General features: G+C 58.7%; 13 protein-coding genes. 4 read left to right on the top strand and 9 right to left on the bottom strand.

Annotation, left to right across the window (positions count from 1 at the left end; genetic code table 11):
* Positions 1–86 precede the first annotated feature (86 nt).
* The 9 genes from RSQ48_RS11555 to radC all read right to left on the bottom strand — a co-directional run bounded on the left by RSQ48_RS11555 (position 87) and on the right by radC (position 10542).
* Entirely contained in the window at positions 87–1508 is a 1422-nt protein-coding gene (locus tag RSQ48_RS11555; RefSeq protein WP_415301812.1) for an MATE family efflux transporter, read from the bottom strand.
* A 9-nt stretch (positions 1509–1517) separates the two neighbouring features.
* Positions 1518–3278, bottom strand: coding sequence for an ArnT family glycosyltransferase (locus tag RSQ48_RS11550; protein ID WP_415301811.1), 1761 nt, complete (start codon positions 3276–3278; stop codon positions 1518–1520).
* 288 nt (positions 3279–3566) lie between these two features.
* Positions 3567–3833: a type B 50S ribosomal protein L31 gene (locus RSQ48_RS11545; RefSeq protein WP_003802796.1), complete on the bottom strand. Its 267-nt coding sequence runs from the start codon at positions 3831–3833 to the stop codon at positions 3567–3569.
* Between the two features lie 449 nt (positions 3834–4282).
* The gene (gene kynB, locus RSQ48_RS11540; RefSeq protein WP_003802798.1) at positions 4283–4912 is read right to left on the bottom strand and encodes an arylformamidase; all 630 of its coding nucleotides are present in this window, start codon (positions 4910–4912) and stop codon (positions 4283–4285) included.
* 251 nt (positions 4913–5163) lie between these two features.
* The gene (locus tag RSQ48_RS11535) at positions 5164–6489 is read right to left on the bottom strand and encodes an MFS transporter (RefSeq protein ID WP_003802800.1); all 1326 of its coding nucleotides are present in this window, start codon (positions 6487–6489) and stop codon (positions 5164–5166) included.
* Positions 6490–6523: 34 nt separating this feature from the next.
* Complete coding sequence (locus RSQ48_RS11530; RefSeq protein WP_059317980.1) at positions 6524–7195, bottom strand: aspartate/glutamate racemase family protein; 672 nt, start codon at positions 7193–7195, stop codon at positions 6524–6526.
* A gap of 40 nt (positions 7196–7235) precedes the next feature.
* Positions 7236–8657 (bottom strand): MFS transporter, encoded by a 1422-nt coding sequence (locus RSQ48_RS11525; RefSeq protein ID WP_131070719.1) that lies wholly within the window; start codon positions 8655–8657, stop codon positions 7236–7238.
* A gap of 278 nt (positions 8658–8935) precedes the next feature.
* On the bottom strand, positions 8936–9778 hold the full coding sequence (locus RSQ48_RS11520; RefSeq protein WP_003802806.1) for a MurR/RpiR family transcriptional regulator: 843 nt from the start codon (positions 9776–9778) through the stop codon (positions 8936–8938).
* A gap of 92 nt (positions 9779–9870) precedes the next feature.
* Complete coding sequence (gene radC, locus RSQ48_RS11515) at positions 9871–10542, bottom strand: RadC family protein (RefSeq protein ID WP_003802807.1); 672 nt, start codon at positions 10540–10542, stop codon at positions 9871–9873.
* 49 nt (positions 10543–10591) lie between these two features.
* Between radC and RSQ48_RS11510 the strand changes: the two genes are divergently transcribed.
* The 4 genes from RSQ48_RS11510 (at position 10592) to RSQ48_RS11495 (ending at position 13714) form a co-directional block, all read left to right on the top strand.
* Complete coding sequence (locus RSQ48_RS11510; RefSeq protein ID WP_230406177.1) at positions 10592–11068, top strand: FKBP-type peptidyl-prolyl cis-trans isomerase; 477 nt, start codon at positions 10592–10594, stop codon at positions 11066–11068.
* Entirely contained in the window at positions 11068–12039 is a 972-nt protein-coding gene (gene ispH, locus RSQ48_RS11505; protein WP_003802811.1) for a 4-hydroxy-3-methylbut-2-enyl diphosphate reductase, read from the top strand. Before RSQ48_RS11510 ends, ispH begins: the two co-directional genes overlap by 1 nt.
* 34 nt (positions 12040–12073) lie before the next feature.
* Positions 12074–12721 (top strand): maleylacetoacetate isomerase, encoded by a 648-nt coding sequence (gene maiA, locus RSQ48_RS11500; protein ID WP_003802813.1) that lies wholly within the window; start codon positions 12074–12076, stop codon positions 12719–12721.
* Between the two features lie 117 nt (positions 12722–12838).
* The gene (locus RSQ48_RS11495; RefSeq protein WP_059317977.1) at positions 12839–13714 is read left to right on the top strand and encodes an NAD(P)-dependent oxidoreductase; all 876 of its coding nucleotides are present in this window, start codon (positions 12839–12841) and stop codon (positions 13712–13714) included.
* The last annotated feature ends 11 nt before the right edge of the window (positions 13715–13725 follow it).

Below are 13725 nucleotides of genomic sequence, written 5' to 3'. Positions count from 1 at the left end.
GTGCCTGTTCCTCCCAACTCAGGGGCGCCTTTACCCGCCCTTTTATAAGTGCGGCGAGCTCAAGGCGCTAAGCGGCAGCCTCTTGCCTATTGATGGGTGCAAGTCTTGCGCCGCGCGGGATTGTAGAGACGCAATATGTGGCTGTACCAGAACAGCAGCAGCAAGGCGGAGGCTCCCAATCCCAGACTGGCCATGGTCCACAGGCTTGCGGCGCCTAGGGGAGCGCCGGGTGCCAGCCATTGAATGATACTGTCCAATGCTCCGGCGCCTGGGCCAAAACCAAACCACCAGCCTCCACCCAGGCCCAGCACGCTCAAGGCGAAAAACTGCAGCAGCATGGGTACAAAAGCCACTTTGTAAGCGCGCAGCAGATAGGAGATCAGGCACTGGAACGCATCGCAAAAGTGGAAGAAAGGCAGTAGCTGCAGCAAGAGCAGGGCCAGCAGGGCGACATCGGGATCGTCGGTGTAGGCATTGGCCAGGCTGGGTCGCAGCAGCACCAGCAAGGTAATGGTAAGGGCAACCCCGGCCAGTACGATGGCCAGGCTTAACATGCCCACATGGCGGGCACGATGAAACTGTCCCGCGCCAATCGCCTGTGCGCTGACTGAGGCGGCTGCTACGCCCACTGCCATAGGCACCATAAAGCAGACGGCGGCCAGATTGGCCATGATCTGGTGAGCGCCAGACGCAAATACACCTTCACGCGCGACGAGCAAGGCCATGAAGCTGAAGGCGCAGATTTCAATCAGGTAAGAGCCGCCCATGGGCAGACCCAGGCGCAGCAGTTCTTTCTGTGCTGCCCAGGTGGGCAGGCCCAGTTTGAGGCTAAAGGGTTGGTAATAGCGGTCGGCACGTAGCAGCCATAGGCCGGCGGCCAGCATCAGCCAGGACACGACCGTGGTCGCCAGACCTGAGCCTACGGCACCCATTGCCGGCAAACCCAGTTTGCCAAAAATCAGCACCCAGTTGAATAGAGCCTTGAAGGCCACGCTGAACAGGTTGATCAACATGACCGCCTTGGGATGCGAGGTTGCCGTCCCCAGGCAGTAAATTGTCCTGAATACCAGAGCGGCAGGCAAGGCCAGTATCAGGCTGCGCAGATACCAGGTGACCCGCTCATGAACCTCGGGGCTCAGGTCACCTGACCAGCGCAGCCATATATCCGGAAACGCCAGCCCCAAGGTGCCGATCAGGGTGAGCGAAAGGGCCAGCCATACTCCTTGCCCCCACCAGCGGCCCACTTCTGTAAGGCGGCGTGCGCCAAATTGCTGGGCAATGATCGGGATCAGGGCGTGGATGACCCCCATTAAACCGATAAAAACGGTGATGTAAATGGAAACGCCCAGGCCCATGGCCTGCAGGTCTATGGCGCTGCTGTGGCCAACCATCACCGTATCCAGAACGCCAAAAGCGATACCTGCCCAGGAGCCGACCAGCACGGGCCAGGCCTGGCGCAGGATCTGGCCTGCCTGACCCTTCCAGTTGTGATGAAACACGGAGGACATGATGAAAACTTAGTGAGCCTGTATGCGCAGCAGACGAAATGCTTCGTGACGATCTGGCCCGCGTTTGCCTTGCCAGAGCTGGACGGCATTGTCCGGAACAGGGGCCTTGCCGTCCTGCAGATCGCGCAAGGAGAACTGTTCCAGTACCAGGGAGCAGCGATTGTCGAAGTTGATGTTGATGTTGTCAAACACCAGGAAGGAGGCCCGTTGTCCCGAGCCCAGTCCCCAGGAGCGCAGGCATTCGCCGGGCTGCTTGTGTTCACGCAAAGCCGCGGACAATTCGCCAGACACTTCGCGGTAACTACGTACGTAGTCTAACGAAGGCATCCACAGCGTGACCAGCAGGAGCCAGGTCGTAATCAGGCCACCCGCCGACAAGACGGTACCGCGCAGCAAGCCAGGCGGATTGCTTGACAGGCGCCAGCGCACCAGCGCAATCCAGGCAAGCGTGCCGAGCACGGCAATGATCATGACCGGCCAGGAGATGAACGTGTCGTATCCCTGGGTCTGGCGGGCAATATTGTGTGAAATCTGCCGTGGCCAGCCCGTTTGCTGGGCGATCCAGCCCAGCCAGACCGTGGCTGCCGTCAGTGAGAAACACATGATGGCAAACCAGTCCAGGGTGTTGATGACCCCCCGACGCAAGGTGGGCAGCGAGAAGGCAGCCAGAATGGCGCAGGGAACCACCAGCAAGGCATATTCTGGCTCGAAAGCATCGCGCATGAAGAGCAGGCTGAGCAAGGGGATCAGAAAGCTGATGGCGGGCACATAAATGTGGGGCGCCTTGAGCCAACTGCGCCATTGCCACAGCGCCAGCAAGGCCAAAGGCCAGATCGGCCAGAGGAACCACAGCAGATCGCGCAGGTTGTTCAACTGCTCCTTGAAGCCGGCCCACCCCCAGGCGGCCAGATGCCAAAGACGCCATTGCTCGGTCCAATACACGCTGACCCGTTTGGCGGGTATCCACCATGCCATGATGATTGCCAGCGTCAGGACGGCACTGAGGGCCAGCCATTGGCTATGCTGGCGCAAGGGGCCCCGGGGAATAAAGCACAAAACGGTTGCCAGCATGATGGGGCCGGCTCCCAGCCAGCCACGGGTCAGGAAGCAGGCGCCCAGGGACAGGCCCAGCATGATCGCCCCCGATGCCGGGCGGTCGAACATGCGCACCAGGCTGTATAAAGCCAGTGCCTGCAAAGCGATGATGGCCGGCACTTCCGAGGTTTCGTGCATGCGCCAGATGATGCCCACGGTTGCAACGGTCAGCAGCAAGGTGGCATCGGCAATCATGCGTCCATATGCGGTGGAGGACGGCTCGCCTCCGAAGGGCAGACGCAGCGGTTGAGCCTCTGGGCGGCGGGCCAACCAGTATGCACTGTGCCAGACCGAGGCCGCCAGCATGCCGAACCACAGCAGATTGGGCAGGCGGGATGCCACGATGTTGGCATTCAGCTCGGAGGTGAAGAGTTTGAGCAGGGGGGCAAAGAGCGTGATGAACAGGGCACCCAGCCAGGTGCTCAGTGGGCCGTCCTGGGCATGGGCCAGATCTCCTACCTGGGGCAACAACAGGGCCTGACCGCTGGGGTCGGACAAAGCGGTCAACATGGTCGCCAGCCCGATGACATCGTCTGCTTTCCAGGGGTCACGAAAAAATAGGCCCGCAAGAATATAGATGGTCCCAACAACAAGAAGAACCAGGCGGGGGAGTTTGACGGCAGCGGTGGCGGTCAGGCGGGCAGGGGTGGAGGTGGGTATGAGGCTGGATGACACGTCTAGGGTAAAACAGTCTGTTGATTCGCCCTATCTTAATGCAAAGGGGGCGCCTTGGCCGCGAAATTTGCGGTAAAAAAGGACCCCCACGCAGCGCCTTGGGCTTGCGCTCCACCTCGCGGCCTGAATGCGGCTTGGATTCGCCAGGCACACAGCAGTTCGCAATGAGCTGTTGTGTATCCGGACTCATCCCCGAGGGGGCTATTGACCTTGGGGCGGCCCGGCGGATAAAAAAAGGCAGCCAAAGCTGCCTTTTTGCGCTGAACGCGGTATGCCGAGAAAGAGAGCTTATTCGCCTTTCTTGACGGTACCAGCCGTACGGGCAAAACGGGCGCGGAATTTTTCAACGCGGCCAGTTTCCACGATACGGGTTTGAGCGCCCGTGTAGAAGGGGTGCGACTCGGACGTCACGTCACACTTGAACAGCGGGTAGGTCTTGCCGTCTTTTTCGGTGGTTTCGCGAGTCTGGACGGTGGAACGGGTGATAAAGGAGTTGCCCGTTTGCAGGTCCAGAAACACCACGTCACGGTATTCTGGGTGAATGCCTTCTTTCATGATGATTCCTGTTTTGACAAGTTAGGACCGCCAGCAAGGCACGTATCTACAAAAAATGGCGTAAAGCAGGGCTCACGTCCTCGTCCTGTAAATACCGGCACTAAAAAGCTAGAGGACTGTTTTTTTAACCGGGTTTGTAAAGCGCCCGATTGAATAATGCCTAAAGACTTTTTGCCACGTATCCGATAAAGCCTGAAATTTTAGCATTGAGCAGGCGCTTTTCAAAGAAAACTCGGCAAAAGCGCGGCACAAGTGCAACAAGGCGTGGATTGAACCGCCCCGTGTCTGCCTGGAAAGCACGCAAAACCGTGCCTGGCCGTGCCGCAGAGAAGTGGCAGCTCTATGTGTTCGAACACGGGGTGCCTAGTGCTGGTGGCGGGTGCTTCCTATCGTGCGGACCAGGTCGAGTCGAGAAGGTCAGTGGATGGTTGGCAGTTCGCGTCCTGCTGTCAGTCCAGAGAGCGGAGAATGGCACGAACCGGACTCGCATCTGCCTGAATCAGGGCCAGAGGCAAAGCGATGAGCTCGTAGTCGCCCGGAGCAATTTCGTCCAACACCAGATTTTCGAGCACGCGCATAGCATGATGACGTAGGACCTGATGACTTTCCAGTGTCTTGCTGCTGGCCGGATCGACGCTGGGCGTGTCGATGCCCACCAGCTGTATGCCCTGGTCGGCTAATAATTGCAAACTTGAAGGGGCGAAGGCTGTGAAATGATCGCTCCAGGCATCGTACTTGGCCTTGGCGGTGGTACTGACCAGGATGCGCGGCGGGCAATTGCTCAAATGAGGCAGCAGATCGGCTGGCTCGATCAGTGGGCGGCCATGACGGGCGTGGATGACGCGGCAGGGTCCCAGAAATGGCTCCAGCGCCATGTGGCCGGCACTTGGGCCGTGAGGGTCGTAGTGCAGGGGGGCGTCGGCATGCGCCCCCAGATGGGTAGACAAGCGGATTTCCGCCACATTGACCGGGCAGTGGGTGTCCAGGGTGGCTGTCCAGCGTTGCTGGTAGGCGGTGTCACCGGGGAAAACCGGCGATCGATCACTGACAGGCGGGGAAATGTCCCAGATCGTACGCATGCTGTGCTCGCTGCTGCTAAAAGAAGTAAGAGTCAGTGTAGAGGATTCCCGGCCCATCGGCGTGGCGGTGCGCTTGGCTCTAGCCTGATCCGGGCGACAACGTGACAAGGTCCTGTATTGGGCATCGAAATCAGCGTATTACCCAGTCTCACTGCACGGGGCGCCACCATTGTGCGCTGTAAAAAAGCAGCCCGAAATCCGTGTCACGGTTGCGTTTCGGGCTGCGTCCCGCTCAAGGCGGGCACACTGTTTCAGCCTTTATGCTGCCGCTTGCGAAAGGACAGAATCCATAAGCCCACAGCCAGCTCCAGAGCCGCGATAATCCACAAGCCACTTTGGAAGCTGCCGCTGGAGTCTTTGAGGGCGCCCAACATAAAGGGCGCGCCAAAGCCGGCCAGATTGGCGACAGAGTTAATGAAGGCCACCCCGATAGCTGCCGCCGAGCCCGCCAGGACCGCGTTGGGCAATTGCCAGTAAACAGGAATGCATCCCATGGTGCCGGACACGGCAATAATCAGGCTGATAAAGGCCAGGGCAGTGTTATTGCCCAGGAACAGTCCTACCCCCGCCAGACCGATTGCTCCGATGATGACAGGGACGCCGGTGTGCAGACGGGCTTCGCGATGACGGTCGGCACTAAAGCCCAGCGCCAGTTGAAAGACCGCTCCAAAGACATAGACCAGTCCGACCAGCAGGCCAACCTGTAAAGGATCGCTGGGGCCCAGTGAGCGAACCAGGGTGGGCGCGAAAAAGGCCAAGGTGGAGTTGGCAGCCACAATGCCAAAAAACATCAGGGTCAAGGTCCACAGGTCGGGGTTGCCCAAGGCTTTTTTGAAGCTGTGTTCGCGTGGTCCTGCGGCCTTGGCGTCCAGAGCCAGTTCTTGCTTGATCAGATCTTTTTCCCGTTGACTGAGCCAACTGGCTTTTTCGGGGCTGTCGACGATGAACATCACGGCCAGAATGCCAGCAAAAATTGTGGGCAGCCCTTCAAGCAGGAACAACCATTGCCAGCCAGACCAGTCGTTGACCCCGTCCAGGCGGGTCATGATCAGGCCCGCCAGGGGCGCGCCTACCACCGAGGCCACCGCCGAGGCCGAGATGAAGACCGCGAAGGCTTTGGCTCGCCGATGAGCCGGGAACCAGAACGTCAGGAACAGCAGCACGCCAGGCTGAAAGCCGGCCTCGAACGCACCCAGCAGAAAGCGCATCACATAAAAGTAGGCAGCTGTTTTGGTAAACATCATCAGTACACAGATCAGCCCCCAGCCAAAGGCGATACGGGCCAAGGTCTTGCGCGCACCAATGCGCAGCAGCAACCAGTTGCTGGGTACTTCAAAAAAGAAATACCCCAGAAAGAAGATCCCCGCGCCTATGCCGTACACCGTTTCGGAGAACCCGAGTTCGGGCTGCATTTGCAGTTTGGCAAAACCAATATTGAGCCTGTCTATCCAGGCCAGCATCCACAGCAGAAAAATAAAGGGCAAGATCCGCCACATGACCTTCTTGTAGATCTGGTCCAGTTCTTGTTTATCAGCGGACAAGGCGCGCGCGCCGTCCACGAGGGTGCTGCTCGTCATTGAAGTCTCCTGAGGTGGGTACCGCGTGTTAAGGCTAAGTGGGGGGCAGGCGCTGGGCCATCAGCTCGCAGGCAGCAACGATGGGGTTGATGACGGGGACGGCCAGCTTGTTTTGCAGCGCCTGTGCGCTTTGTGCCAGGGGCCCGCCGCCGATGATGACGGCCCGCGCGCCGTCTAGCTCAATACATGCCGCGACGCTGTCGGCCAATTCCTGATACTGACGCTCCGGCGCCTGGGCCAGATCCAGCGGAGCGGTGGGGGTCAGGCGCAGGCCCGAGAATTGTTCGATCCAGCCATAGCGTCTGACCTGATTCAGAATCGATTGCTCCAGCTGTGGCGTGGTGGTGGCGATGCCAAAAGGGGAGCCTGCCTGCACGGCTTGCTGCATGGCAGCCTGTCCTATGCCGATCACCGGTATGCTCACGCTCTGGCTCAGGGGCTGTAGGCCAGGGTCACCAAAAGCGCCGATGATGACACCGTCCGCGTTCCTGACCTGAGCCAGTACCAGCGGGTGTTCCGCCATGGCGGCAGCCTGCTCCAACTCCTCCTGGGTGGTCAGCATGCCTGGGCCTTGGGGAGCGCTTAGCCCCCGGACCTGGATATCGCTTCGCTGCAGGCTTTGGAAGCACGCCTGGGCGAGCGCCACCATCATGTCCGTCGTGGGGCGGGAGGTGTTGGGATTGATGAGCAGTACGGTATGAGACATAAATACGAGGGCCGCAGCAACACGGCTTATCCAATTGAAATCAGGTATCGAGGGGGCGACCAAAGGTTTCGGGTGCCAATTGCAGAACCGCGGCAAAGGTGATGTACATCCCCGCCATCAGGGAGAACATGCCGGCTACGCCATGAGCTTCCAGTACCCAGCCGCTCAGCGTCGGGATGAAAGCGCCCGCCAGGGTACCCAGGGCCAGAATGAATGCGGTTCCAAAGGCTCGCACACGGGTGGGATAAAGCTCGGGGGCGAAAATCCAGATGGTGGTGTTCAGCAGCAGGACGCAAAACTGGAAAGCTGCGCCAAACAGCAGCACCAGATAAATATTGGTACTTAGAAATCCGAAGGCCAGGCCACTGGCGCAGGCCAGCAAGGCTCCCGTGGTAAAGACACGTTTGCGGGGCAGACGCGACCCCAGCCAGGAGGCGGTCAAGGCACCCAGCAGACTGCCTGATTGCATCAGGATCGTAAAGGTGTAGCTTTTCACCAGCGAGTAGCCTTGTTCGACCAGCAAGGTGGGCATCAGCGTCAGAACCGTCAGTTGTGCCCCGTAGGTCATGCACACGGCGATGCCGGTGACCAGTGTACGCATGGCCAGAGGGCCTTGGAAAATCTCGCCCAAGCGCACACGTTCGACTTTTTGCCCTTGCGGACCGCTGTGCAGATAAGGGTAGGGCTGGGCAACAGGGCGGCCCAGCTTGCCCGAAGCCAGAATGTTCAAAACCTGATTGGCCTCTTCGATCCGGCCTTGCGACACCAGAAAACGCGGCGTTTCAGGTATGTAGCGACGATAGAACAGCACCATAAAAGCGGGCATGACCAGCAGGCCAAATACCCAGCGCCAGCTTTCAGGGCCGGGGAACAGGGTGAAGACCAGCAGGCCGAAAGCGGGGGCGAGCATATTGCCCAGGCCGCCGCCTGCCACGTTGATGGTGCCCACGGCGGTTCCGCGAAAGCGCGAGGAGCAGAACTCGGCCAGCATGGTGACGGCAATCGAGATTTCGCCGCCTAGACCAAAGCCCACAATGACCCGGCCCAGCCCTAACACCCAGTAGCTGGGGGCCAGGGCGCAGATCAGGGCTCCCAGCGTAAACAGCGCCAGATTGATGGTCAGCATGACGCGTCGACCATAGTGGTCGGCGATATAGCCCGAGAGCAAGCGCCCCAGGGCAGCAGCGGCGAAGGTCAGGGTGTTCAGAAAGCCGACGTCACGCGGTGTCAGCCCCCAGTGTTCCTGCAGCAGCGGGCCGACCAGGCCCACGGCATTTTGCTCCAGCACATCAAAGAGCACGCCCAGCAAAATCAGGGCCAGCACTTTGCGGTGCGAATGGGTGACGCCTATGGTTTCCAGCGAGTTTTCCAGTTGCTGCTGAACCGTAGGGTGATCGCTGGCCGTAGAACTGGCCGGTGCCGGCCCGGTGTCGGCTGGCAAGGTTTGCTGCTTGCTAGACATGGTTTCTCCTCGTTTCAGGACGCGTATGGCCCAACATCATTTTTTCACTCATTATGAAAATGAAAAAATATTTTCAAAACTAGGGTAAACGAGAAAGTTTTTGCATATCTTGCGTAAGACTAGGGCAGGGTGTTGATATAAAAGGATTTTTAATAAAAAAAGGATCATCGCAATTTGCGTATGATCCTTATACGATTCCTGCCATGACATCGCCGGGGGCGGGCACACCTGGCTGGGTGGGCGTGCTGGATAAGTGCCTGTGAGGCGAGGGCGGTAAGCTACAGCTCCAGAAAGCTGTCGTGGAAAGCCTCTACCAGGCCTAAATGACGACGTCCGGCAGGACCGGCTTGATCCATGACCTGGCTCAGGATCAAATGGCAAAGGCCGATCACGGCCACATGGTTATCCAGCACACCGGGCGATTGGACGTCACAGCGCAGGGTCCAGCGACAGGCGCTTTTCTCTGCGCTGAGCTGGTCAGTGATGTGCAGCACATTCGGGTTCAGCTGCGCCATCTGTTCAATAAGCTGGTCCATATTGCGCACCCGACGGCGCAGGGCAAAAATGACCACCACGTCGTCGGCATGTATGCCTGCCAGATGTTCGCCCATGGTCTCACCCGGGCCAGGAATCAGTTGAGCCTCGGGGACGATTTGGAGCAATTGCCAGCGAAAGTAGCTGGCCAGGGCCTGGCTGGAGCGAAATCCCAGCACCCATACCTTGCGCGCATCCAGAATGGACTGAGCCACTTCCTTGAGCAGCGATTCGGGCAGGCGTCGGTATGTGGAGGCCAGATTGTTCTGACTTTGCTGCAAATGCGTCGTCAGTGATCGTTCGGCTTCCGTTTCGGTGGCTGCCAGCAGCAGAGGAGAACCCGCTTTTTTTTCAGATCGGACTTGTTTGCGGGCCGCTTCATAATTGCGATAACCCAGTCGCCGGATGAAGCGGGTGACAGTCGCATTGGATACATGGGCCAGGGACGCCAGTTCGGAGGCCGTGTAGCCCGCCAGATCCCCCGGAAAGTCCAGGGCAAATTCCGCCAGGCGTCGTTCAGATGGGGAGAGATCGTGAAGAATGTCACGTATGCGTCCGACAAAGGACTTCACGGCGGTATCAGACATAAGGTTCCGTACTCAGCGTTGGTGTGTTCTGGATTTTACGGGCAAGCGTGTCAAACGGTGGCAAAAACTGATATGCGCCGTCGGGCAGCAGGCTACAGATCTCCGCGTTCGGCCATGGAGACGGTCTGACTGGGGGTGACAATAATATGGTCCAGCAAGCGGATATCCACCAAGGCCAAGGCCTGACGAATATGGCGGGTCAGACGGATATCGGAGGCGCTGGGGTGCGCGGCGCCCGAGGGGTGGTTGTGGGCCAGAATCAAGGCGCAGCTGTGATGGCGCAGGGCTGAGCGCACAATTTCCCGAGGGTAGACCGATGCTTGATTTATCGTCCCCCGGGCGATCTCTTCCGCACAGATCAAGCGAAGCTGGTTGTCCAGGAACAGGGCCAGACAGTGTTCCACTGGCAAATGACCCAGATGGGCCAGACAGTATTCGCGCACTTTGTCGGCATGGTTCAGCACTGGCAGGCCGTTTAGGGATTCCAGGGCGCAGCGGCGTTGCAGCTCGCGGATGACCAATAGTTCCGTGCATTTGGCTGGGCCGATTCCATCCAGTTGGCGCAGGGCTGAAGCATCGGCCGATAATAATCCTTTGAGTCCGTTAAAATGGTCCAGCAACATCTGGCCCAGCTCGACAGCGTTGCGCTCGCGTGTCCCGGTGCGCAGCACAATACCCAGCAGTTCAGCGGTCGTCAGACAGGTGGGGCCGTGCGCCAACATGCGCTCACGGGGCCCTTGGCGGCGTAAAGTGGATGTGGCCATAAGAAACGCTAAAATGCGGTAATTGAATGATTTTCTATAGTGAGCGATCGTGAGTAACTCTGCTAGTTCCGAGCTTGGAATTGTCCGTCAGGATTCCTACCTGACTTTGCACTATCGTATAGAGCTGGCCAGCGGCCCGGCAGCAGGCTCTGTGTTTGCGGATACTTTTACTGGCCGTCCGGCGACCTTGCAGATGGGCAACGGTCAGTGGGCCCCCGGTATGGAAGAGAAGTTGCTGGGGCACCGTGAAGATGAGCGTTTTCAGCTCGACATCGCCCCTGAGGAGGCGTACGGCGCCCGTAATCCTGACCTTTTGCAGCGTATCACCCGCGAAATGCTGGCCAGCAACGCCGCTGAAGGCGTGGAGTTCGTGCCCGGTGATATGGTCGAGTTTGCTGCCCCTAATGGCAGCCGCTACTCGGGCGTGCTCAAGGAAATTGACGACAAGACTGCCTTGTTCGATTTCAACCATCCCTTGGCCGGTGTGGCCTTGCGTCTGGATGTTCATATTTTGGGGATTCTGTAATGAGTCAAGTTGCTCCTGTTCAGAACGCTGAGGTTGTTCTGGCCCAGCCCCGCGGATTCTGTGCGGGGGTTGACCGTGCGATTGATATTGTCGAGCGTGCTTTGGAGTTGCACGGCGCGCCTATCTACGTGCGCCACGAAATTGTTCACAACCGGTATGTGGTGGAAGATCTGCGCAGCAAGGGGGCCATCTTCATTAAAGAGCTGGACGAGGCCCCGGCCGGTGCGATCGTCATCTTTTCAGCGCATGGCGTATCGCGTCAGGTGCGTGACGAGGCCGAGCGGCGTGGCCTGAAAGTGTTCGATGCCACCTGCCCGCTGGTGACCAAGGTGCATATTGAAGTGTCCCGTATGCGGGCCGAAGGTCGCGAGATCATCATGATTGGTCATGTGGGCCATCCCGAGGTCGAAGGCACATTGGGTCAAGCCGACGGAGGGATGTACTTGGTCGAGACGCCGGAAGATGTAGCCAAGCTGAATGTGGCCGACCCCGACAAACTGGCCTTTGTGACGCAAACCACCTTGTCGGTGGATGATGCGGCGGTCGTGGCCCAAGCCTTGCGCGAACGTTTCCCCACCATTGTCGAGCCCAAGAAAAGCGATATCTGTTACGCCACCCAGAACCGCCAGGATGCGGTCAAGATCATGGCGCCGCAGTGTGATCTGGTTCTGGTGGTCGGCAGTACCAATAGCTCGAACTCCAATCGTTTGCGTGAGGTAGCCGAGCGCAAGGGCGCGGAAGCTTATCTGCTGGATAAGCCGGAGATGATTGATCCGGCCTGGCTGGTGGGTAAAAAGCGCGTGGGCGTGACAGCGGGCGCATCGGCACCGGAAGTTCTGGTCAATCAGGTGATTCAGCGCTTGCAGGAATTGGGCGTAGGCAAAGTGCGGGCCCTGGATGGGGTGGAAGAAAATATTGCCTTCCCGCTGCCCCGAGAGCTGTCGCGCAAGATTGAAAGCCTGAACAAATAAAAAAACGAATTTTGCAGGGTGGACAGGAGACAAGATGATTCTATATAGCTACTTTCGCAGTTCCGCCGCGTACCGGGTGCGGATCGGTCTGAATCTCAAAGGTCTGGATTATCAGATCAGGCCGGTTCATCTGCTCAAAGATGGGGGACAGCAGCATCAGCCCGATTATGTGCAGGTCAACCCTGTTCAACTGTTGCCCGCCCTGGATGATGACGGTCTGATCATTACGCAATCTCTGGCCATTCTGGAGTATCTGGACGAGCGTTATCCCGAGCTGCCTTTGTTGCCCAAGGCCTCGGCAGATCGGGCCTGGGCGCGATCCATGGCTCAGACGGTAGCCTGCGATATTCATCCCCTGAACAATCTGCGCGTATTGCAGTACCTGAAAAATGATTTACATGTTCAGGAGGATGCGCGCAACCAGTGGTATCGCCACTGGGTCAGCGTTGGCCTGGAAGGGCTGGAGGCCCTGGTGCTGCGGCATGGCAAAAAGGGTCAGGCCTTCATTTTTGGTGATCTCCCCAGCATCGCCGAGATTTGTCTGATTCCGCAAATGTTTAATGCCCGTCGCTTTGACATCGATCTGACCGCCTTCCCCCGCTTGTTGGCCATAGAAGAGAAATGCCTGGAACTGTCTGCCTTTCAGGAAGCAGCTCCCGACCGTCAACCCGATGCTGCTTGAACGCGCGGTGTGACGGTGATCCGGTCGGGGGCCGACCGGACGTTACCCGCCTGTCAGGCGGGTTTTTCTTGACTTCTTGCTGGGAGCTTCCTGGCAGGAGGGCGTAAAGGACGAAACATGATGATTGGTTTTTGTGGGCTGGGCCGGATGGGCCAGCCTATGGTGAGGCGTCTGTTACAGGCGGGTTATCAGGTTCGGGTTTGGAATCGTTCCCGGGACAAGGTGCTCCCCTTGGTAGAGGCTGGTGCCATTTGTTGCGATACGCCGGCACAGATGGCCGAGCAATGTGAGGCCGTGTTTCTGTGCGTTTTTGATGCGCAGGCGGTATACGATACCGTTCTGGGTGAACAGGGGCTGGCCAGCGTCCAGGGCGCGTTGCGCATCGTAGTGGACCATTCCTCGATTTCACCGCAGGCAAGCCGTGACATGGCAGCCCAGTTGCAGCAACGTTGTGGCGCGCACTGGCTGGACGCCCCCGTGTCAGGCGGTGTCGGTGGCGCCGAACAAGGTACGCTGGCCATTATGGTCGGAGGACAGGCAGCGGCATTGGAGCGGGTTCGTCCTGTGCTGGCCGCTTATTCACAGCGCGTGACCCTGATGGGCGCGGTGGGCGCTGGTCAGGTAACAAAATTATGCAATCAGACCATTGTGGCCACAACTTTGACAGCGATTGCCGAGGCGTTGAGCCTGGCCAATGACAATGGCGTGGACGCTTCCCGAATCAGCGAGGCGCTGGGGGGCGGCTGGGCCGATTCGGTTTTGCTGCAATTGTTCGTGCCCCGCATGACCCGTCCGGACACGCAGGTCAAGGCATCGGTGGACACCATGCTGAAGGATTTGAACACGGTGGCGCAGTTGGCCAGTGTCAGTCATACGAGCATGCCGGTGGCCCATGCTGCCCAACAAACGTACCGCAACGCCCACCGGATGGGACTGGGTAAGGAAGATGTCGCTCGCATTACGCAGGTGAATAGTTACAATTACGGGGAATAAACTACCATCAG

The sequence above is a fragment of the Alcaligenes sp. SJTW-7 genome, from assembly GCF_047716895.1.
In the GTDB taxonomy this organism is placed as follows: Bacteria; Pseudomonadota; Gammaproteobacteria; order Burkholderiales; family Burkholderiaceae_B; genus Alcaligenes; species Alcaligenes ammonioxydans.
This window is presented reverse-complemented; position numbering and strand designations above follow the sequence as displayed.

Bases quoted from the DNA above. Each gene is read 5' to 3' on its own strand.
- RSQ48_RS11555 (WP_415301812.1), bottom strand. From the start codon at position 1,508: ATGTCCTCCGTGTTTCATCACAACTGGAAGGGTCAGGCAGGCCAGATC.
- RSQ48_RS11545 (WP_003802796.1), bottom strand. From the start codon at position 3,833: ATGAAAGAAGGCATTCACCCAGAATACCGTGACGTGGTGTTTCTGGAC.
- kynB (WP_003802798.1), bottom strand. From the start codon at position 4,912: ATGCGTACGATCTGGGACATTTCCCCGCCTGTCAGTGATCGATCGCCG.
- RSQ48_RS11535 (WP_003802800.1), bottom strand. From the start codon at position 6,489: ATGACGAGCAGCACCCTCGTGGACGGCGCGCGCGCCTTGTCCGCTGAT.
- RSQ48_RS11530 (WP_059317980.1), bottom strand. From the start codon at position 7,195: ATGTCTCATACCGTACTGCTCATCAATCCCAACACCTCCCGCCCCACG.
- RSQ48_RS11525 (WP_131070719.1), bottom strand. From the start codon at position 8,657: ATGTCTAGCAAGCAGCAAACCTTGCCAGCCGACACCGGGCCGGCACCG.
- RSQ48_RS11520 (WP_003802806.1), bottom strand. From the start codon at position 9,778: ATGTCTGATACCGCCGTGAAGTCCTTTGTCGGACGCATACGTGACATT.
- radC (WP_003802807.1), bottom strand. From the start codon at position 10,542: ATGGCCACATCCACTTTACGCCGCCAAGGGCCCCGTGAGCGCATGTTG.
- ispH (WP_003802811.1), top strand. From the start codon at position 11,068: ATGAGTCAAGTTGCTCCTGTTCAGAACGCTGAGGTTGTTCTGGCCCAG.
- maiA (WP_003802813.1), top strand. From the start codon at position 12,074: ATGATTCTATATAGCTACTTTCGCAGTTCCGCCGCGTACCGGGTGCGG.
- RSQ48_RS11495 (WP_059317977.1), top strand. From the start codon at position 12,839: ATGATGATTGGTTTTTGTGGGCTGGGCCGGATGGGCCAGCCTATGGTG.